The organism is Sporosarcina luteola (genome assembly GCF_023715535.1).
Classification (GTDB): Bacteria; Bacillota; Bacilli; order Bacillales_A; family Planococcaceae; genus Sporosarcina; species Sporosarcina luteola_B.
Map to the genome: position 1 here is coordinate 456,734 of NZ_JAMBOI010000002.1, position 20,240 is coordinate 476,973.

The 20,240-nt window shown below is 44.8% G+C and carries 20 protein-coding genes; 5 read left to right on the forward strand and 15 right to left on the reverse strand.

Features of this window, described 5'->3' with window-relative positions:
* Positions 1-98 precede the first annotated feature (98 nt).
* Positions 99-1,016 carry a heme o synthase gene (cyoE, locus tag M3191_RS05790; protein WP_251698907.1) on the reverse strand — a complete coding sequence of 306 codons (918 nt, stop codon included), beginning with the start codon at positions 1,014-1,016 and terminating at the stop codon, positions 99-101.
* 323 nt (positions 1,017-1,339) lie between these two features.
* Here cyoE and M3191_RS05795 point away from each other — a divergent pair, with 323 nt between their 5' ends.
* The gene (locus tag M3191_RS05795) at positions 1,340-2,245 is read left to right on the forward strand and encodes a COX15/CtaA family protein (protein ID WP_285853207.1); all 906 of its coding nucleotides are present in this window, start codon (positions 1,340-1,342) and stop codon (positions 2,243-2,245) included.
* 52 nt (positions 2,246-2,297) lie between these two features.
* On the opposite strand, the gene pyc is transcribed toward M3191_RS05795, so the two are convergent.
* From pyc to M3191_RS05810, 3 genes are read right to left on the reverse strand one after another with little or no spacing between them, the layout of a single operon-like run.
* The gene (gene pyc / locus M3191_RS05800) at positions 2,298-5,735 is read right to left on the reverse strand and encodes a pyruvate carboxylase (RefSeq protein WP_251699331.1); all 3,438 of its coding nucleotides are present in this window, start codon (positions 5,733-5,735) and stop codon (positions 2,298-2,300) included.
* Between the two features lie 25 nt (positions 5,736-5,760).
* A complete protein-coding gene (locus M3191_RS05805; protein WP_251698909.1) occupies positions 5,761-6,927 on the reverse strand; it encodes an FtsW/RodA/SpoVE family cell cycle protein in 1,167 nt (388 codons plus the stop codon).
* A gap of 58 nt (positions 6,928-6,985) precedes the next feature.
* Complete coding sequence (locus M3191_RS05810; RefSeq protein WP_251698911.1) at positions 6,986-7,267, reverse strand: YlaN family protein; 282 nt, start codon at positions 7,265-7,267, stop codon at positions 6,986-6,988.
* Positions 7,268-7,458: 191 nt separating this feature from the next.
* On the opposite strand from M3191_RS05810, the gene M3191_RS05815 reads away from it, so the two are divergent.
* Both M3191_RS05815 and M3191_RS05820 read left to right on the forward strand, forming a co-directional pair.
* Positions 7,459-7,959, forward strand: a complete 501-nt coding sequence (locus M3191_RS05815) for a peptidyl-prolyl cis-trans isomerase (protein ID WP_251698913.1) — start codon at positions 7,459-7,461, stop codon at positions 7,957-7,959.
* Positions 7,960-7,991: 32 nt separating this feature from the next.
* The gene (locus tag M3191_RS05820; RefSeq protein ID WP_251623814.1) at positions 7,992-8,195 is read left to right on the forward strand and encodes a YlaI family protein; all 204 of its coding nucleotides are present in this window, start codon (positions 7,992-7,994) and stop codon (positions 8,193-8,195) included.
* 175 nt (positions 8,196-8,370) lie between these two features.
* Here the strand turns inward: M3191_RS05820 and M3191_RS05825 are convergent, their stop codons facing one another.
* Positions 8,371-8,703 carry a YlaH-like family protein gene (locus M3191_RS05825; RefSeq protein WP_251698916.1) on the reverse strand — a complete coding sequence of 111 codons (333 nt, stop codon included), beginning with the start codon at positions 8,701-8,703 and terminating at the stop codon, positions 8,371-8,373.
* Between the two features lie 67 nt (positions 8,704-8,770).
* Positions 8,771-10,612: a translational GTPase TypA gene (typA, locus tag M3191_RS05830; protein WP_251694927.1), complete on the reverse strand. Its 1,842-nt coding sequence runs from the start codon at positions 10,610-10,612 to the stop codon at positions 8,771-8,773.
* A 97-nt stretch (positions 10,613-10,709) separates the two neighbouring features.
* On the opposite strand from typA, the gene M3191_RS05835 reads away from it, so the two are divergent.
* Entirely contained in the window at positions 10,710-10,895 is a 186-nt protein-coding gene (locus M3191_RS05835) for a YlaF family protein (protein ID WP_251699333.1), read from the forward strand.
* 40 nt (positions 10,896-10,935) lie between these two features.
* Here M3191_RS05835 and M3191_RS05840 read toward each other — a convergent pair whose 3' ends face one another.
* Complete coding sequence (locus tag M3191_RS05840) at positions 10,936-11,727, reverse strand: inositol monophosphatase family protein (protein ID WP_251698917.1); 792 nt, start codon at positions 11,725-11,727, stop codon at positions 10,936-10,938.
* A 138-nt stretch (positions 11,728-11,865) separates the two neighbouring features.
* Positions 11,866-12,063, reverse strand: a complete 198-nt coding sequence (locus M3191_RS05845) for a hypothetical protein (RefSeq protein WP_060205169.1) — start codon at positions 12,061-12,063, stop codon at positions 11,866-11,868.
* A 159-nt stretch (positions 12,064-12,222) separates the two neighbouring features.
* Here M3191_RS05845 and M3191_RS05850 point away from each other — a divergent pair, with 159 nt between their 5' ends.
* Positions 12,223-12,849 (forward strand): YktB family protein, encoded by a 627-nt coding sequence (locus M3191_RS05850; protein WP_251698918.1) that lies wholly within the window; start codon positions 12,223-12,225, stop codon positions 12,847-12,849.
* 37 nt (positions 12,850-12,886) lie between these two features.
* Here the strand turns inward: M3191_RS05850 and M3191_RS05855 are convergent, their stop codons facing one another.
* The 7 genes from M3191_RS05855 to pdhA all read right to left on the reverse strand — a co-directional run bounded on the left by M3191_RS05855 (position 12,887) and on the right by pdhA (position 20,039).
* On the reverse strand, positions 12,887-13,159 hold the full coding sequence (locus M3191_RS05855; protein ID WP_251698920.1) for a UPF0223 family protein: 273 nt from the start codon (positions 13,157-13,159) through the stop codon (positions 12,887-12,889).
* Between the two features lie 17 nt (positions 13,160-13,176).
* The gene (locus tag M3191_RS05860; RefSeq protein ID WP_251698923.1) at positions 13,177-14,133 is read right to left on the reverse strand and encodes an NAD(P)H-dependent flavin oxidoreductase; all 957 of its coding nucleotides are present in this window, start codon (positions 14,131-14,133) and stop codon (positions 13,177-13,179) included.
* Positions 14,134-14,149: 16 nt separating this feature from the next.
* Positions 14,150-15,004 (reverse strand): polysaccharide deacetylase family protein, encoded by an 855-nt coding sequence (locus tag M3191_RS05865; RefSeq protein WP_251698925.1) that lies wholly within the window; start codon positions 15,002-15,004, stop codon positions 14,150-14,152.
* Positions 15,005-15,139: 135 nt separating this feature from the next.
* On the reverse strand, positions 15,140-16,552 hold the full coding sequence (lpdA, locus tag M3191_RS05870; protein WP_251698927.1) for a dihydrolipoyl dehydrogenase: 1,413 nt from the start codon (positions 16,550-16,552) through the stop codon (positions 15,140-15,142).
* A 4-nt stretch (positions 16,553-16,556) separates the two neighbouring features.
* The gene (locus tag M3191_RS05875; protein WP_251698929.1) at positions 16,557-17,903 is read right to left on the reverse strand and encodes a dihydrolipoamide acetyltransferase family protein; all 1,347 of its coding nucleotides are present in this window, start codon (positions 17,901-17,903) and stop codon (positions 16,557-16,559) included.
* Between the two features lie 39 nt (positions 17,904-17,942).
* Positions 17,943-18,920: an alpha-ketoacid dehydrogenase subunit beta gene (locus tag M3191_RS05880; RefSeq protein ID WP_251698931.1), complete on the reverse strand. Its 978-nt coding sequence runs from the start codon at positions 18,918-18,920 to the stop codon at positions 17,943-17,945.
* 3 nt (positions 18,921-18,923) lie between these two features.
* Positions 18,924-20,039, reverse strand: a complete 1,116-nt coding sequence (gene pdhA / locus M3191_RS05885) for a pyruvate dehydrogenase (acetyl-transferring) E1 component subunit alpha (protein ID WP_251698933.1) — start codon at positions 20,037-20,039, stop codon at positions 18,924-18,926.
* Positions 20,040-20,240 lie beyond the last annotated feature (201 nt).

The window sequence follows — 20,240 nt, forward strand, 5'->3', positions numbered from 1 at the left end:
CGTTAACTAATACCTCTCTTTCTAAAAAAATATTTTCTTCAATGAGGACTGTTGACCTCTCTATAATGAATTCCTGTCAAAAGAAAGAATTCCAACGGTTAGATGAATATCGAAAAAATGATCATTGCGACAAAAAGGATAGTCATGTAGTTCAAGGAGAAGATGAACATGGATGTCGCCCACTTCAAATCATCCTTCGCTTTGAATCCTTTAATCGAAAAATACAACCACCCTATATTCAGGGCTGTTGCCAGCACAATGAATCCGATTCCAAGTTCCATAAGAAGGAACGGCAATGGGAACAAAAGAAGAACCCACCCTAAAATCGACTTCTTCGTCCGTTCAAAGCCTTTTACGACTGGAAGCATCGGAATTCCGGCTGCCCGGTATTCTTCCGTCCTGCGCATCGCCAACGCATAAAAATGCGGCGGTTGCCATGCAAACATGATTAAGAACAGCGCCCATGCACCCATGCCTAGTGTCGGTTCGACCGCGGCCCAACCGATTAATGGCGGTATGGCTCCAGAGATGCTGCCTACAACCGTATTGCTGACATGCTTTCTTTTCGACCACATTGAATAGAGTACAACATAGCTGAACACACCTGCAAGTCCCCATAGTCCTGCCGCCGGTGACGCAGCGAATAACATCACTTCGCCCAATGCAATGAAAGTGAACGCCAGTGCCAAGACAGCCGGTGCTTTAAATCTACCGGTGACCGTTGGACGAGACTTTGTCCTTGTCATTATGGGATCGATATCCCGATCAATGAGATTGTTCAAAGCCGCCGAGCCTGCGATAATCAATCCGGTACCGAAAAGTCCATACAGTAACAAATCAAGATTGCTGATGAAACTTTTTCCTGTAAATTGGAATGCGAGAAACAAACCAGTAAAAGCAGTAATCAAGTTTGAATTTACGATACCAATTTTAATAAGTGCTAAAAAATCCTTCAATATGGAAGTCGATTCGATATCCGGCGTAACGGATGAAGAAATCGCTCGACCGTTTGACATATGTATCCTCCTTTCATAGATATCGGCAAGGACCACTATACTTAACTATATCGAATTCCGGCAATAATTTCTATACATAACCCGAAATTGCCCCAATATAGGAAGTATACTGTCGTTATAATTGTTTTGCCCTATCTATAGTAAATCATTTCCGTATACCTTTTGTGAAGTTAAAGGGTCTATTTTATGAACAATTTGTGAAATAGGGCTAGTCGAGGACCTATTTGACCATTATGCGTTGTTTTTTGACCTGTTTTTCGCTATCATCAACAAACGGGGCCTCTTTTCATAATGGTCATCATTTCTTAAAGAAGGTGTCTTGTTTGCGATTTAATAGATATTTAAAATGGTTCGGAGTCGCGTCCACAATCGGAATGCTTTTAATTCTGCTGGGCGGGGCTCTTGTTACGAAGACAGACAGCGGAATGGGATGTGGGAGGCATTGGCCAGGGTGTAACGGTCAATTGATTCCGGATGAAATTACACCGGAAGTCCTGATTGAATTTTCGCATCGCGTCGTTACTGGATCGGTCGGTATATTGATCGTCATCTTGGCGATTTGGTCGTGGAAAGCTATCGGACATAAAAGGGAGACAAAACTGCTGTCCTTTTTGGCGATTTTCTTCCTTATTTTGCAGGCATTGATTGGAGCGGCACAAGTTCTTTGGGGACAAGGAGATTTCATCCTTGCACTTCATTTCGGCATCTCGCTCATTTCCTTTGCATCTGTTTTACTTCTAACATTGCTAGTCTTTGAAGTTGATCAGAAATTTGACGCGGACAAGCTGGCAATTGGGAAGACGCTCAGATTCCATACGATCGGTGTTACCATCTATTCCTATATTGTCGTTTACACCGGAGCGCTTGTGCGTCATACCGAATCCGAATTGAGTTGTACGGATTGGCCGATGTGCAGGAATGGGGACTTCTCCTTGCCGGGCAACTTTTGGGAATGGGTCCAGATGAGTCATCGGACTGCTGCCGCCGTGATTTTCATCTGGCTTGGGATTATTGCGTTCCATGCAATCCGCCATTATAAGAATCAGCGAGTCATTTATTGGGGATGGATCACCGCATTCACTCTGGTGTCATTGCAGGTGTTGGCGGGTGGAGCTGTCATTTTGACACGACTGAATCTCTATTTAGCTTTGGCCCACTCGTTGTTCGTGATTCTCCTGTTCGGCTTATTAACTTATATGGTGCTTCTTGTTTCGAGAAGCAGGCAGTAGAAAATAAATAAAGCACCCGCCTGTAACTCCAAGCGGGTGCTTTTTTCATTCATTAATGTTCTAGCTCTAGCAGGAGGTCGCCCGTTGAGATGGCGTCGCCTGGGGAGACAAGGATCTCTTTGACAGTTCCATCAAATGGAGCTTGGATTGTCGTTTCCATCTTCATTGCTTCTGTAATAAGCAGATGTTCTCCTCTTCGGACTTTGGCTCCTTTTGAAACCGCCACTTTCAAGACAGTTCCCGGCATAGTTGCCGCAATATGTGAGTCATTTGAAGGATCCGCTTTTTGTTTGCGGGCGACATCCGATTCCACATTGATGTCTTGTATGATGACTTCCCTTGGCTGGCCGTTCAACTCGAAGTAAATGATGCGCGTGCCATCCGTCTGTGGTTCACCGATAGAAACAAGCTTGATGATAAGTGTCTTCCCTCTTTCGATTTCCACTTCAATTTCCTGGCCTAGCCTCATCCCGTAAAGGAATTCCGGTGTATTGATGACGGAAATGTTCCCGAATTCCTTTTTCATTACGGAATATTCTTCGAACACTTTTGGATAGAGTGCATAAGCGAGAGCATCTTTCATCGTGGAAGGGTGTCCTAGAAGCTCTTCAGTCTTCAACAGGAGCGCTTCAAAATCCACATCCTCCAGAAGTTCCCCTGGACGAACAGTGATCGGCGCTCTCCCCTTCAGAACGACCTGCTGCAATTCTTTCGGAAATCCACCATATGGCTGGCCGATATAGCCTTCGAAAAACTCGATAACCGATTCCGGGAAGTCGATGGATTGTCCGCGTGAGATGACGGTTTCTTCATTCAATTCGTTTTGCACCATGAATAATGCCATATCTCCTACTACCTTGGAGGATGGGGTCACTTTTACGACGTCTCCGAAAAGCATATTGACGCGCGAATACATCTCTTTGACTTCTTCCCATCTTTCTCCGAGACCGACCGCCTTGGCCTGCTGCTGCAAGTTAGAATATTGGCCGCCCGGCATCTCATGTACATATACCTCGGAATGCGGGCTAACCATGCCGCTTTCGAAGTTCTGGTAATACTTCCTGACATCTTCCCAGTAGTAGGATAACGATTCCAAGGCACTGACATCCGCCTTCACCTGACGTTTTCCATATTGCAATGCATAGTATAAGGAGCTTGCAGATGGTTGTGACGTCAAGCCGGCCATTGAGCCGAGTGCCGTATCGACGATGTCCACTCCGGCTTCAACCGCTTTTGCGTACATATAGATGCCATTACCGCTCGTATCATGGGAATGCAGATGAATAGGTATATCAACAGTCGCCTTCAATTCGGAAATAAGACGATATGCAGCTTCAGGCTTCAAGAGACCAGCCATATCCTTCAAAGCGAGAATATGTGCGCCCGCCGCTTCCAGCTCCTTCGCCATTTCCTTGTAGTATGCGACTGTATATTTCGCTCTGGAATCATCCAGGATGTCCCCTGTGTAGCAAAGCGCAGCCTCCGCCACTTTCCCTGCCTGTCGGGTCTCGTCGATTGCCACTTCCATTCCTTTAATCCAGTTCAGACTGTCGAATATCCGGAATACGTCAATGCCTGATTCGGCTGCTGTTTTGACAAATTCCCGAATGACATTATCAGGATAATTCGAATATCCGACCGCATTTGCCCCACGGAAAAGCATTTGGAATAACACGTTCGGAATTTGCTCGCGTAGCTTCATGAGACGTTCCCATGGATCTTCTTTCAGGAACCGGTACGCAACGTCAAAAGTTGCCCCTCCCCACATCTCGAACGAGAACAGATCCGGCAGCAACCTTGCTGATTCAGCCGCGATGTTTGTAATATCCGAAGTCCGGACGCGGGTTGCAAGCAATGATTGGTGAGCATCACGGAACGTCGTATCTGTAAGCAGGACGTTATCCTGATCCTTTATCCATTGAATCAGTCCTTCAGGTCCTCTTTCATTCAGTATCTGCTTCGTACCTGCAGCAGGAGGTGCAAGAAGGTCTACAGCAGGTTTTCTTGGCGAATGGAATAACGGTTTCGACTGTTTTTCTATTCCTGGAAACCCGTTGACGGTTACATTTCCTAAGTAGTTCAAGATTTTTGTACCGCGGTCTTTCCTAACCGGAAATTCGAATAATTCAGGTGTCGTATCGATGAAGCTCGTATCATAATTGCCTGTCAGGAAGCTTTCATGACGAACGACGTTCTCAAGGAATGGGATATTTGTTTTGATTCCCCTGATCCGAAATTCCTGCAAGTTCCGATCCATTTTTGCAGCTGCATCCCTGAAAGATGTTCCCCATGTCGAAACTTTGACGAGCAGGGAATCATAGTAAGGCGTGATAACAGCCCCCTGGAAGCCGTTCCCTGCATCGAGGCGGACACCGAAGCCCCCTCCCGACCGGTAAACCATCAGCTTGCCAGTGTCAGGCATGAAGTCATTTAACGGATCTTCCGTCGTCACCCTAGATTGGATTGCGAAACCGAACAACGGAATGTCTTCCTGATGGGGTATCGCTGCTTCCCCTTCATGGAGATTCCCGCCATTCGCAATATGGATCTGCGTATGGACGATATCGATTCCTGTCACCATTTCGGTAATTGTATGCTCCACTTGAATGCGCGGATTCACTTCGATAAAATAAAAACTTCCATCTGCTACGAGGAATTCAACTGTCCCCGCGTTGATATACGAAATGTTCTTCGCCAGCTTGACAGCGGCTTCACAAATTTCAATGCGCAGTTCGTCATCAAGGGAAATCGACGGTGCAATCTCTACAACTTTCTGGTGACGGCGTTGAATCGAGCAATCCCGCTCATACAGATGCACGACATTACCGTATGTATCACCCAAGATTTGAACTTCAATATGTTTTGGCTTCTTAATATATTTTTCTACGTACACTTCATCCGATCCAAACGCCGATTTTGCTTCAGATCTCGCGCGTTCAAATGCCTCAAACACCTCATCTGCGGAATTTACAATCCGCATTCCCCTGCCGCCGCCGCCTAACGAGGCTTTGATGATGATCGGATACCCGTATTCATCGCCAAATGAAGAAACTTCAGCAACTGTGGAGACAGGTCCATCCGATCCGGGAATAACAGGAATTCCCGCCTTGATGGCTTGTTCCCTCGCCTTCACCTTATCTCCGAACATATCTAGATGCTTAGACGTAGGTCCGATGAAGATGATGCCCTCTTCTTCAAGCCTGCGGGCAAACTCCTCGTTTTCTGCTAGGAAGCCGTATCCAGGATGGATAGCATTCGCACCAGATGATTTGGCAATCTTGATGATGCCTTCGATATCCAAATATGCGTCGATGGGCTTCTTGCCTTCCCCGACTAAATAGGACTCATCTGCTTTGTAACGGTGGAAAGATCCCCGATCTTCTGCCGAATAAATCCCGACAGTCGGTATCTCCAGCTCGGTGCACGCACGAAAAATACGAATAGCGATCTCACCACGGTTTGCTACGAGGATTTTCTTAATCTGACCCATTTCCACCATGAAAGCACTTCCTTTTCTATTTGTTCTTTTGATATTTCACGAACATTGACACATTCATCAATATTCCTAAAGTCAAAGATAACAGAATCATTGAAGTTCCGCCATAACTAATAAAAGGCAGTGGGACTCCGGTAAGTGGAATTAGTCCAGTTAAACCACCTATATTGACGAATGTTTGGATTCCGATGACACTTCCGATTCCCGCTGCAAGCATACGCGCTTGTGGATCTTTCGTATGCATCGCAATGTATAGAGCTCGCAATACGATGAACCCTAACCCTCCGATGACAATTATCGTACCGAAAATTCCGGTCTCTTCCGAAATGACAGCCATGATTACATCCGTTTGTGGTTCCGGCAAATAGCCCATTTTTTGAATGGAGTTTCCTAGACCGAGACCTTTGACCCCTCCGGTTCCGATTGCTATATATCCATTTGCAATTTGATAGCCTGATCCTTGCAGATAATCAAACGGATTCAAAAAGGCTAGAATCCGCCCCTTCCGACCATCCGTAAAGATCGTATCCCGAAACAAGTACAGTATACCTGCAACAGGAATCATGGCAAGAAATAAAACGCCGCTTAGTTTCGAGAACGCCCTCAATTTTATCCCGCTCGCAGCAATGACAGAAATAGCAGTTAAAATAATAATGAAAGACGTCCCAATATCGGTTTCCATCATGATCGAGCCGATCGCTAAAATTAGTATAACAACCGGCGGCAATATTGATTTATTAATGGAATCAAGTGTGCCCGATTCATATTTTTTTGCAAATACACTAGCAAAATAGACAATAATGACAAGCTTCGCAACTTCAGAAGGCTGAATACTGCCGAATTTGGGTAATTTGATCCAACTTTGAGAACCGACATCTCCTCCGTAACCAATAAAATGGACAAGAATAAGAAGGAGGAACATGAAGCCGGTCGAAAAGATCATTATTTTTTTTCGCTTATAATTTTGAAAAGGAAAGAAAGAGGCAAGTAGGAAAGCAGGAATTGCAATTGCCAAATTCAACAATTGTCTTTTGTAATAGTGATCGGGTTCATAACCATATCGGTTGACCGCCCAGACCATGCTCGAGCTGTAGATCATCACGAGTCCAAATAGACAGAGTACGAGATATACAGTGAACAATGGATAATCGAAGTTCCGTATCATTTTTTTAAAGTATTTTCCCATCAGATTTCCCTCATCTTAAATAAAAAACTCAAACCTATGATGAGTTTGAGTCTTTCGTTTATTTTTTTGTATATAACTCGTGCAAGACATTCATCTCTTTTTCAAGCACCGAAAGGATTTCCTTCCCTTTCTCACGTTCAATCAAGCCAAGTCTGACAGCGAAGTCTATCTCCTTGGATAGGCCGTACATTTGTGTGTCCAACACTTCCTCGTATAGTGGGCACTGAGGCATCGTCAAATGATCCATCTGTACTTTTATGAGTTGTGCAATTTTATCCGCATCAGCTTGGAGCTGTTTCAAAGCTTTTTCCTGATAGGTTTCCTGTAATTCAATATCCATGAGGACGCCCCCATTCACCTATTATCCCTGCGTGGTGATTATGAATAAATTGTATCTTTCAAGAAGGTAAATTGCAAGTGTTTCCCTTATGGACAAGATGTCTAAATTCAATGGCTTTCCACTTTCAATCAGAAGCGTTATACTATGAACTATATGTAAACGCTCATTTAGTGTTGTAGGAGGCTATTCATTTGGAATCGATCATTACAATAAAAGGCAATGTAAAACATGTGATCACCCTCGATCCGACAGTTTGGATCTTCGATGATCGTAAAGTCGACTTAACTACTTTTTTCACGGAAGAGTTTATCGAAAGAGATGAAGAAGAAGAGTATAAGAGAAGCATGGGCAAGCATTGGTCCCGTGAAATCATGGAAGGTGCCACTTTCCCGCCAACATTGAAAACTGAAAAGAAGTTCGACAGACAGAAGATGGTGACTGGTACATTCGGCATTTCACTCGATCATTTTGTTAAAAATGCGGTCCCTTCTACAAACGCAAAAACTATCACTTTTTTGACATTAGATGGAACTGAAGAAACTTATCCTGTATCAGAAATTGGCAATTTCCTATTTAAATTCAGCCAGGATGGTAAGCCATTGACGGTAGACGGGCCAGCCCATCTGCTGTTGAAGGATGGTTCGAATATCGAACGGCCTTTACGAAAAGTCACTGCCATCGTTATCGACTGACACATTGGACCTTATTCAAAGGAGCTGAGGTTATGCGAGTCAAATGTGTCCTTTGCGATGAAATCGGACAGCTTATAGATGATGCCCCTCTCGCGAAGAAATTGAGGAATCATCCGATCAATACGTATATGTGTGAAAAGTGCAGCGAGCGGATTACAGAGCAAACAAACGTTAGACTCTCCACCGGAAAATTCATTTTCCACCGCAGCTCACATTCCGCAGAAGAGAATTTCTAACAACAAAAGCGAAGGGCGCTTGCTCAGCTGCGACAGGCAAAGCCGTCACGTAGAACGGCTTTTGCGAGCAAAAGCGAAGCGTTGGGAGCAATGGTCTTTGCCACGCAGTAGCTTTGCCTTATGACCCGAGCAGCTAGCGCCCGGAGACTAGACGACAATAAGAAAACTCCACCCGTCAAACGGTGGAGTTTTCTTTATGTTCATTCATTCTACGGAGCCTATAGATGATCAAAATGAGTGCCGCAACGATAAGGCCTTCCACAATTGGAAGGAATATGGCGAAAAATGTCAAGATGATACATCCTAAAAAGAGGAAACTGTAAACAACTACATTTTGCCAAAATTTGATTTTCCGAGCAAAACCTAACTTGTAAACAATGGCGGAAAGGATGAAAACAACTGCGAACAACAAAATCCCAGTTACTGAGGACGATGTCAGCTCATAAATCATCCGAACGACTGGAGACATGGCTTCAATTGTATCTGCATCCCCGATAGTACCATTCATGTAGCACATTCCCTTCTAAACAAAGCGATTGTACGCATTCTTTTTCACTACTTTTAGTCAGTAAAAATCACTCACCGAGTTTTTTCTTCTTTTGTGCACGTTCACGTTCATTTTTATCAAGAATTTTCTTCCGTAGACGAATTGACTGTGGAGTCACTTCACAATACTCATCATCGCCGACATATTGCAAAGCTTCTTCCAATGAAAGTATCCGCGGTTTTTTCGATGTCACTGTCTGATCTTTCGTCGCAGATCGGACATTCGTCGCTTGTTTGGCTTTCGTCAGATTGATTGTCAAGTCCGTATCCCGGTTGTTTTCACCGACTACCATACCTGCGTAAATTTCCGTACCTGCTTCGACAAACATGACACCGCGATCTTCCAACTGCATTATACTATAACCGGTCACTGTTCCCGTTTCCATCGATACAAGCACTCCATGTCGACGGCCGCCGACTCTGCCTTGCGCTACAGGTTTGTAGGAATCAAACGTATGGTTAATGATTCCGTACCCTCGTGTAAGTGAAAGGAATTCTGTCGAATAGCCGATCAAACCACGTGCAGGTACTAAGAAAATCAAACGGACTTGTCCATTTCCGTTATTGATCATATCTTGCATTTCGCCTTTACGCTCACCGATCGATTCTATTATTGAACCTGTATATTCTTCCGGAACATCAATCTGTACGCGTTCGACGGGCTCTGAACGTACACCATCAATCGTCCTGATAATAACTGCAGGTTTCGATACTTGAAGTTCGAATCCTTCACGACGCATATTTTCAATCAAGATTGAAAGATGAAGCTCCCCACGTCCCGATACGACCCACGCATCCGGAGAATCCGTCGGTTCAACACGTAATGAAACGTCAGTCTGCAATTGCTGTTCAAGTCGCTCTTCAACTTTTCTCGCTGTCACCCACTTGCCTTCTTTTCCGGCAAAAGGACTATTATTGACTAGGAATGTCATTTGCAGTGTCGGCTCATCGATATGAATTGCCGGCAACGCCTCAGGATGATCAATCGGGCAAACTGTTTCACCGACATCAATATCTTCCATCCCAGAAACAGCTATCAAATCTCCTGCATAAGCTTCTTGGATTTCAATTCTCTTCAACCCAAGGAATCCATACATCTTCGTCACACGGAAATTTTTTGTTGATCCGTCACGTTTTATGACCGTTACTTGCTGGCCTACTTTCATCGTACCTCTAAACACTCGTCCAATACCAATACGACCTACATAATCACTGTAATCGAGTAATGATACTTGGAACTGTAACGGTTCTTCACGGTTATCGACAGGGGCAGGAATTTGTTCAACAATCGCGTCATATAGCACGCGCAATGTATCTTCCTGTTCGGCAGGGTCCGGTGAAAGACTTGCTGTTCCATTGAAACCAGAAGCATAGACAACCGGGAATTCAAGTTGTTCATCATTTGCATCCAATTCTATAAATAATTCGAGCACTTCATCGACTACTTCTTCGGGACGCGCAAAATCACGGTCAATTTTATTAACAACAACAATTGGTTTCAAATTCGATTCCAATGCTTTTTTCAATACGAATCGGGTTTGCGGCATACATCCCTCATAGGAGTCGACGACTAGCACGACACCATCAACCATCTTAAGGATCCGCTCAACTTCCCCTCCAAAATCAGCATGTCCAGGTGTATCAAGAATATTGATTTTCGTGTCTTTATATTCAATTGCTGTGTTTTTTGCCAGGATGGTAATACCACGTTCACGTTCAATGTCACCCGAGTCCATGGCACGCTCTTCTACATGTTCATTCGACCGAAAAATTCCGGATTGCTTCAAAAGTTGATCGACTAACGTTGTTTTTCCGTGGTCTACGTGGGCAATAATCGCTATATTACGTAAATCATTACGATGATTTGTCATGTTTTCACTCCGTTATCTATTATCAGATGATTAACTGTGTTATTATAGCACATAAGAACAATATTAAAAAACATTTTTATTCGGGAGATGTTTCATGTTGAAGGATATTAAATGGGTTTTCGTCTTATATTCCCTTGCCGCGGTCGCAGCAATGAGCGGTATCGGCATTGCAATCGGTATGCGTAGTATCCCCGTTGCTATAGTCGCCGCAATCGCTCTTATTTTCATCATGGGTAATGGTTTCAAAACAAAGAAAAGAATGCGGGAACAAGGCATACTTTGAGTAAATAATGAGAGGGACTGCAATAGGGCAGCCCTTTTTTTTATTTAAGTTTAATATAATTCCTTAGTATTTCATCGTGCAGACCCGGCCTTGCAACAATGAACGTGTCTTGCCCGAGCAAATGCGGTTGTTCACCTTTTAAATTCGTCGTGACCGCCCCAACTTCCTGAGCAATGATCATGCCTCCAGCAATGTCCCATGGAGATAGTCGCAAAGACAGATACGCATCGATCCTGCCTGATGAAACATAGGCAAGTTCAATAGCTGCCGAGCCATACGACCTCGTCCCCCTGCAATTTTGCACCATTTCCACAATCGGTCCATTTTCAATTTTCCGGTTCGGTGCAACCCAGCTTGCATTCACACCGATGACCGCTTCAGCAAGCAGTGTGTTCTCTAGCACCGGAAGCCTTTCATCGTTGAAGTACGCACCTTCGTCTTTAACTGCGTGATAAAAATCGTCATTCATCACATCATACACATAGCCGAGCATTCCGATACCATCGGCATAAATACCAAGGGAAATCGCAAAATTCCTTTTCTGGTGGATGAAATTTGTTGTGCCGTCAATCGGATCAAGCATCCAGATGATTCCTTCCAACGACTCGATTTCGTCACCAAAGCCCTCTTCCCCTAAAATCCTGTGATCAGGGAAATCCTTTTTAATCCGGTTTATGAAAAACTGTTCTATTTCGCGGTCAATATTGGTCACAAGGTCATTCGCTTCTGCTTTCGAGTCGACATCGATCGTACTAAAAAACGAAATCCTTATTTTATGCCCAGCTTCTTTCATTAACGATTTTGCATACCGGTCAATAGCTCCCCAATTCATGTCAACACCTCATCATCTACATGCATGTTAGTTTATTATAGCATACTGCCTATTCCCAAACAAAAAGGCACCTATACACTGTCTCCCCAGGATGAAGAGTTTCAGTGCAGGTGCCTAATTCGGTTCACTGACTTTTTGTTATGCAAAAGCATTGAAAGTCTCCAGCTCACCATGTATTTCAGTGAGTCTCGTTTTGCTTTTCTCGACTTGCTTGGAGTCATTCTCTTGCACTGCATCATATAGTGTGGCCAGTTCATAATCCAATTCAAGATGCAGAAGCTTAACATACTCCTTTTCGATTTCGGCTTTACGGATAATGTGGACAACTTGTTTCATTACTAACACCCCTTTGAATGTAATTTTCTTCAACGATGCATTTACTTACTTCTAACTTATGCTGTCCGAGTTGCTTTGGTTAGTTATAAGCCTTCTTGTATAAGATTGTTCCCCATTTTCTGTTACGATAAACGTGGATATTGAAATGGAGGGATTAAATTGACGCAAGGTTTTTGGACAACGGATGATTTTAATGTCTTTTCCATCGAGGGATTGGAACATAGAATGCAGGCGCTTCAAACTAAGATTCAACCGAAGTTTGAAGTGATCGGCGAACAAATTTCTACATATTTGTCTTCCCGCGGGACGGGCGAGTTCTACCCGCATGTTGCAAGGCATGCGAGGAGAACTGTCAATCCGCCGAACGACAGTTGGGTCGCATTTGCACCTGCGAAGCGTGGATATAAGGCGCTGCCCCACTTCCAGATTGGGTTATGGAAAACCCATCTTTTCATCATTTTAGCAGTCATTTACGAAAATCCCGATAAAAAGGGAATTGCGGAAAGACTTAGCAAGAATGCTTCTATGATTACTTCTCTGCCGGATGACTTTGTCATTTCAGGCGATCATATGAAGCCAGAAGCCTTCAATGTGGAGGAAATCGGGATGAAAGGCATTGAAAACTTGTTGGATAGGCTGCAAACTGTTAAAAAAGCGGAATTTATCATAGGTAGGCATCTTTCTCGCAACACAGCGACAGAACTTTCGCAAGAGGAGTTCTTCGATCTTGCGGAAGAAACAATTGATCAGCTTTTTCCTATTTACGACATTGTCATTGGAAAGTAAGAAGAGGGTGGATGCATAGTTATGCATCCGCCACCTGTCATTTACCTGTTAAGGAATCCCCGTCACGGCCTTCTTTTGCCTTTTTAACAATACGGTAGCTGTTAAAGCCGCTCGCTTCTTCGAACTCCTTGAAGATCGTCTTTTCTTCCGCCATTGAAGGGACTACTTTCTTGAACGCCTTATAGGCATCCATGAATTCCCCCCTCGCAATTTGCTTTTCGTACGCTTTTTCCACTGCTTGAAAAAACGCTACTACGTCAATGATTTCTTCAGTCGACCAATGATGACTGAGAGGATAATTATAATCCAATCCTATCGCACCCTTCCTTATGACCATTTACTCCTAATATCTTCAGCCTGCTCTACCATGCGGCCGATCAAGTCCGCTACAGTAGGAATATCATCAATCATGCCAGCAACCTGTCCGGCCCACCCGAAGCCACTTTGCTCATCTCCGTTGTGGATGAATCGACGATTGGCGCCACCGCTAATATAGTCCTTCAGCTTATCATAATCAGCATTTTCCGCTTCCATACGTAAAATCTTTTCTGTCCAGCTTCCCGCGAGCGCTCTTGCCGGTGCGCCAAGTGAACGTTTAATGACGACGGTACCCGTTTCCTCTGTTTGAAGGAGGGCTTGTTTGTACTCTATTGAAGCATGGACACATTCATTTGTCGCTATGAATCGTGTACCCATTTCAATCCCTTCTGCTCCCAATGCATGCGCCGCCATCCAGCCTCTTCCATCTCCAATGCCGCCGGAAGCAATAACAGGAATATTCACTGCATCGACAACTTGGGGAACTAACACCATGGTGCCGATATCATCACGACCCAAATGGCCGCCTCCCTCCTGCCCGACAACCATTACTGCATCCGCACCGAGCGACTCGGCCTTGACCGCTTGTCTTTTGGCGGCGACCAATACGAGCTTCTTCACATCTGCACCTCCGATATAATCAAAGAAAGGCGACGGATTTCCGCCTGTTACCGAGAGGACCTTTACCTTCTCTTCCAAAGCGACGTCCAGCATATACTCATATGGCCGTCCGTGTTGGCCGATTGCAAAATTCACACCGAAAGGCTTTGCTGTCAGCTCCCTTACCTTTCTGATTTCTGAGCGCAAAGCTTCCGGCGAATCCAAGCTCATTGCTGTAATCTGACCAAGTCCTCCTGCTTCTGAAACTGCTGCAGCCAGCTCCGCATAGGCAAGATAGGCCAATCCCCCTTGAATGATCGGATATTTAATCCCCAACAATTCCGTGACTCTTGTATTCCATTCCATGATGTTCTCCCCCTTACTATCCCTGTTGTTCATCATCCAACCCTTTAATGAGATTCGGATCGACAAATTCGTAGCCTTTCCCCCTTAAACCGTTTACGATTTCCTCCAATGCATCAGCAGTCCAATCCCTATCATGCATGAGCAAGTTGGAGCCGTGACGGAGAAGTTCCGTATTCACCATAATATCCGCAATTTTCTCCTTCGTCATATACTCTCTCTCAAAATCGTAGCCATATGTCCAGTTCATTACTAGCATCCCTTCATCTAAAGCAAGAGTGTTGCTGAAATCAGTATTCGCGCCGAACGGAGCTCGGAAAAACCGCGGACGTTCACCAGTAACTTCTTCGACCAGGTCATTGACAGAAATGATTTCTTCCCTTTGCTCTTCCTCGGATAACGTTTTCAAATTCGCATGTGTCTTCGTATGATTTCCAATAGTGAATCCCATATCATGAATTTCTTTTAAGATCACTTTCTTATCATCCGTTGCGATAAAGTGGCCATTGATAAAGAAGATGGCGGGAGCGTCTAGTTTTTTTAAAGTTTTTGCCATGTCAAGCGCCCTTTTGTCGGGTGCATCATCGATTGTCAGAAGTACAACTCTCGGATTCGCATCTCCGATAGGCTGAATGGAGAATGTTTTCGGATTCAGTTCGTATTGCGGGATTTGTTCAACCGGTTGAGCTTCCTCTTCCGATTCGGCATCCACATCTATTTTTAGTTGTTCTTCATCCGATTTGACCTCTTCTGCATTCCCTTTCACTTGTGCTGATTGTTCATCCTGTTTCCTGTTTTCCGGTTTTGCTTCTTCGTTGCATGATGCCAATAGCAACATGAAGAAAATCGATATGTATAGCAAACTCTTCTTCATCGTATCCTCCCCCTTATCCTCCAATTGATTGTTTTCATCCTATCACGATTTGGAATGCACCTTCAAACGATGCGAGAATTGGAAAAGCGTCTGAGAGGCTTTTCCTGCCCTCAGACGCTATCACTCTATCAATACTTATTTAGTAATCATATGAATCGGTTTACCTAGAGCCACTTCCGCAGCTTCCATGGAAATCTCACCGAGTGTCGGGTGTGCGTGGATTGTCATTGCAATATCTTCCAACGTCATACCTGCCTCGATTGCAAGACCAAGCTCCGCGATCATGTCGGATGCATTTTCACCGACGATTTGCGCGCCTAGTAGAAGACCGTCTTCTTTGCGTGATACAAGTTTGACGAATCCGTCAGTTGCGTTAAGCGCAAGCGCCCGACCATTTGCAGCAAACGGGAATTTGCCTGCAACAACTTCATACCCTTCGTCTTTTGCTTGTTGTTCATTCAATCCGACAGTTGCAAGTTCAGGATCAGTGAAGCAGACAGCAGGGATTGCCATATAGTCGACTTCTGATTTCTCGCCAGAAATCGCTTCCGCAGCAACTTTCGCTTCATATGAAGCTTTATGCGCAAGTTGTGGTCCGGAAACGATGTCACCGATTGCATAGATGTTTGGAACACTTGTACGGCACTGCTTGTCCACATCGATCAGACCGCGCTCAAGGAATTTAACGCCCATTTCTTCAAGACCGATTTCATCTGTGTTCGGACGGCGACCGACAGTTACAAGAACATAGTCCGCTTCGACCTTTTTCTCTTCACCTTTTGCTTCATACGTAACAACAACGCCTGTGTCGGATTCTTCAACACCTTTAGCAGATGCTTTCACCACGATTTCAACGCCTTTTTTCTTCAAGCCTTTTTTAACGATTTGCGTCATTTGTTTTTCGAAGCCGGCAAGTATGTCATCGGCTCCTTCGATAATCGTCACTTTGGAACCGAGGTTAGCATACGCTGAACCAAGTTCCGTTCCGATGTAACCGCCGCCGATGACGACTAAGTGCCCAGGAACTTCATCCAAGTTAAGCGCCCCTGTAGAATTGATGACACGTTTCGTATACTTGAATGAAGGGATTTCAACCGGACGTGAACCAGTCGCGATTATTGCGTTTTTAAACTTATACGTCTGGGAAGATGTCTCATCCATCACTTTCGCCGTGTTCGCATCAACGAAGTACGCTTCGCCTTTGACCACTTCCACTTTATTTCCTTTTAGCAATCCTTCAACGCCGCCTGTCAATTTTTTGACAACGCCGTTTTTGAATGCTTGCGCTTTTGAAAAATCAAGCTTAACATCAGTCGCAGTGATTCCCATGTCATCAGAATTCTTTGCGGATGCGTAACGATGCCCTACTGAAATAAGGGCTTTTGAAGGAATGCAACCTACGTTCAGGCATACTCCGCCAAGATCCCCCTTCTCGACGATCGTGACTTTCTGTCCTAACTGAGCTGCGCGGATTGCCGCAACATATCCTCCGGGACCTGATCCTACAACAAGTGTATCCACTTCGATTGGAAAGTCTCCTACTACCATATGCTTACGCCTCCATTAATAAAAGTTCTGGATTACCGAGCAATTTCTTAATGTGGTTCAGAGCCTGCTGTCCTGTAACACCATCAATCACCCGATGATCGAATACCAAAGATAATGCTAACATAGGTGCGGCAACAATTTCACCATTTTTTACTATCGGCTTTTCAGAAATGCGGCCGATTCCGAGAATTGCAACTTCCGGATGGTTGATGATCGGTGTGAACCATTGTCCACCTGCCGAGCCGATGTTTGTGATCGAGCAAGATGCGCCCTTCATTTCAGCAGGGCTTAATTTGCCATCCCGCGCTTTTTCAGCGAGTTGGCTGATTTCCCCGGAAATAGCAAAAATCGATTTGCGATCTGCATGCTTGATGACTGGAACAAGTAATCCACGGTCCGTATCTGCAGCAATACCGATGTTATAGTAATGCTTTTGAACGATTTCCTCTTTTTCATCATCAAGAGATGTGTTCAATTGAGGGAATTCACGCAATGTGGATACAAGCGCCTTCACGACATATGGAAGGTACGTGAGCTTAATATCTTTTTCAGCTGCGATCTCTTTGAATTTCTTGCGATGCGCAACAAGTTCAGTAACGTCGATTTCATCTAAGAGCGTCACATGTGGTGCTGTATGCTTGGAATTTACCATCGCCTTGGCAATCGCCTTCCGGATTCCCGACATTTTCTCTCGCGTTTCAGGGAAGTCCCCTTCCAATGCGATAGGAGTTGCAGGTTTCGCTGCTTTTTCTTGCGCTTGCTCAACAACGGCTGTCTGAGTCTCTTCAGCAACTTCAGCTGTCTGCTGTTGACCGCCGCTTAAGAATGCTTCTATATCGTCTTTCAAGACACGGCCATTTTTTCCTGACCCTTGCACTTGACGGATATCAACTTCCTGCTCCCTTGCGAACTTGCGGACAGATGGCATGGCAATGACACGTTGGGAAGGCGCATCGCCTGTTTGCCCTTGTGCGGCAGGTGCAGCTTGGCTCGGTTCAGGCTGGTCTTTCTGCTGTTCTTTTTTATCAATTTCCTGTCCTGCTTCCGCAGTCGCCTGGACTTGAGCTTCAGTCTCTTCTGTGCCTTCTTCCTCTGCGCTTTGGCTTTCATATCCTGGAGCGTCAAAACGGATTAAGACGTCACCGACTACAGCGACTTTTCCTTCTTTAACGAGAATATCTTCAACTGTACCCGTTACAGGGGATGGGATTTCCACCACCGCTTTATCGTTTTGGATTTCTAGAAGAGTGTCATCTTCGTTGATTTTATCGCCTTTCGCGACAAACCACTTTACGACTTCACCTTCGTGGATCCCTTCCCCGATATCAGGTAAACGGAATTCATATGCCACAAGATTCACCCTTTCTTAGTATCAGAGCCAGGCTCCGAATCAGAATGTTAATACTTTCTTAGCTGTTTCAATAATATCTTTCGCGTCCGGCAGCCAAGCGTTTTCACCTTGAGCAAACGGATAAACCGTATCAGGAGCTGTTACACGCAAAACTGGTGCTTCCAGGCTCAAGATTGCCCGTTCCGTTATTTCGGAAACTACATTTGCAGCGATTCCCGCTTGCTTTTGTGCTTCCTGAACGACGATTGCCCGATTAGTCTTTTCAACCGAAGCAATGATTGTCTCAATGTCCAACGGTTGAACTGTACGCAAGTCGACAACTTCTACTGAATGGCCTTCTTTTTCAAGCGCTTCCGCAGCTTTCAAACTTTCGTGCACCATTGCACCATACGTAATAATCGAAAGGTCTGTTCCTTCACGCTTCACATCAGCTTTTCCTAAAGGAATCGTATATGCTTCTTCAGGAACTTCCTGCCTGAATGAACGGTAAAGCTTCATATGCTCCAAGAATACGACCGGGTTCTCATCGCGGATCGCTGAGATTAAAAGCCCTTTTGCGTCATATGGTGTAGAAGGGATGACTACAGTCAAACCTGGTTGAGATGCAACGATTCCTTCAAAGCTGTCTGCATGCATTTCAGGTGTTGCAACACCGCCGCCGAATGGAGAACGTATCGTTACAGGTGCGTTAAATCTTCCGCCTGTACGGAAAGATTGACGTGCCAACTGGCCGCTGATAGAGTCAATTACTTCAAAGAGGAACCCGAAAAACTGGATTTCCATAACCGGACGGAAGCCCGTAAGCGTCAAACCGACCGCTAGACCGCCAATCCCCGATTCCGCCAAAGGCGTATCAAAAACGCGTTCTTCTCCAAATTCTTTTTGCAAACCTTCAGTTGCGCGGAAAACACCGCCGTTCACCCCAACGTCTTCACCGAAGACGAGGACGTTTTCATCATTTTTAAGCTCCGAACGCATTGCATCGGTAATCGCTTGAATCATCGTCATTTGTGCCATCGGTTACTTCGACTCCTTCTCTGTATACAGTTCAAATTGCTCTTGCAAATTGGATGGCATATCGCCTTTGTACATTATTTTCATAAAATCGGTCACTTTTTGTTTTGGTGCAGCATCCGCCTTTTTAATGGCCTCTTTAATATCCTCTTTCGCACGCTCGATTACTTCGTTTTCCTTCTCTTCATTCCAAATGCCTTTACCTTCAAGGTATTTACGGAATCGGATGAGAGGATCACGTTTTTCCCATTCGGTATCTGTGTCAGATGTACGGTAACGGGTAGGATCATCTCCTGCCATCGTATGTGGACCGTAGCGGTAGCACATTGTTTCAATCAGTGTTGGACCTTCTCCATTAACGGCACGTTCCCTTGCATCGCGCGTCGCGGCGTATACAGCAAGCGCATCCATTCCATCAACAAGAATGCTCGGAATCCCAGCCGCAATACCTTTTTGAGCAAGCGTTTTCGCAGCTGTCTGCATTTCACGAGGAGTGGAAATCGCATATTGGTTGTTTTGAATAACGAAAATCGCAGGCGAACGATATGCTCCTGCAAAGTTGATCCCTTCATAGAAATCACCTTGTGAAGTACCGCCGTCACCCGTATACGTCATTGCCACTGCTTTAATTCCACGTTTTTGGAAGCCGAGAGCGACACCTGCAGCTTGAATATATTGTGCGCCGATGATGATTTGCGGAAATAACACATTCAACCCTTCAGGAAACGCGCTTCCTAAATAATGTCCTCGGGACCATAAGAACGCCATATGTAATGGTAAACCGTGGAATATGAGTTGCGGGACATCACGATAGCCCGGCAAAATGAAATCTTCCTTTTCAAGCGCAAAGTGGGATGCGAGTTGTGATGCTTCCTGACCTGCTGTCGGTGCATAGAATCCAAGCCTTCCTTGGCGGTTCAAGGAAATAGAACGCTGATCCAAAATTCTTGTATAAACCATCCGCGTCATCAATTCTGTCAATTGGTCATCAGACAAATTCGGATCCGCGTCTTTATTCACAATCTCGCCTTCTTCGTTCAAGATCTGGAACATTTCAAACTGTTCTTCAATCGAATGAAGCGTTTTCACCGGGTCGAACTGCTTTGCTTGTTTTGCAGCCATGCGGCACCTCTCCTTTATATCTGTATTATTTTTAAGTGTTTCTAATAATGATACAACCGTCTTCACTAATCAGTATACTTAAAGAGGACTAGTAGGTCAATCACTGTTGTCCTTAGCGTTACGGAAAGATTGCGTATTCCGAATTATAGCAAATACAGATACTGTACTACTACAATATACTACCTGTATTATAATAGACGA

Bases quoted from the DNA above. Each gene is read 5' to 3' on its own strand.
- cyoE (WP_251698907.1), bottom strand. From the start codon at position 1,016: ATGTCAAACGGTCGAGCGATTTCTTCATCCGTTACGCCGGATATCGAA.
- pyc (WP_251699331.1), bottom strand. From the start codon at position 5,735: ATGGGTCAGATTAAGAAAATCCTCGTAGCAAACCGTGGTGAGATCGCT.
- M3191_RS05805 (WP_251698909.1), bottom strand. From the start codon at position 6,927: ATGGGAAAATACTTTAAAAAAATGATACGGAACTTCGATTATCCATTG.
- M3191_RS05810 (WP_251698911.1), bottom strand. From the start codon at position 7,267: ATGGATATTGAATTACAGGAAACCTATCAGGAAAAAGCTTTGAAACAG.
- M3191_RS05820 (WP_251623814.1), top strand. From the start codon at position 7,992: ATGCGAGTCAAATGTGTCCTTTGCGATGAAATCGGACAGCTTATAGAT.
- M3191_RS05825 (WP_251698916.1), bottom strand. From the start codon at position 8,703: ATGAATGGTACTATCGGGGATGCAGATACAATTGAAGCCATGTCTCCA.
- typA (WP_251694927.1), bottom strand. From the start codon at position 10,612: ATGACAAATCATCGTAATGATTTACGTAATATAGCGATTATTGCCCAC.
- M3191_RS05840 (WP_251698917.1), bottom strand. From the start codon at position 11,727: ATGAATTGGGGAGCTATTGACCGGTATGCAAAATCGTTAATGAAAGAA.
- M3191_RS05845 (WP_060205169.1), bottom strand. From the start codon at position 12,063: ATGAAACAAGTTGTCCACATTATCCGTAAAGCCGAAATCGAAAAGGAG.
- M3191_RS05860 (WP_251698923.1), bottom strand. From the start codon at position 14,133: ATGGAATGGAATACAAGAGTCACGGAATTGTTGGGGATTAAATATCCG.
- M3191_RS05865 (WP_251698925.1), bottom strand. From the start codon at position 15,004: ATGAAGAAGAGTTTGCTATACATATCGATTTTCTTCATGTTGCTATTG.
- lpdA (WP_251698927.1), bottom strand. From the start codon at position 16,552: ATGGTAGTAGGAGACTTTCCAATCGAAGTGGATACACTTGTTGTAGGA.
- M3191_RS05880 (WP_251698931.1), bottom strand. From the start codon at position 18,920: ATGGCACAAATGACGATGATTCAAGCGATTACCGATGCAATGCGTTCG.
- pdhA (WP_251698933.1), bottom strand. From the start codon at position 20,039: ATGGCTGCAAAACAAGCAAAGCAGTTCGACCCGGTGAAAACGCTTCAT.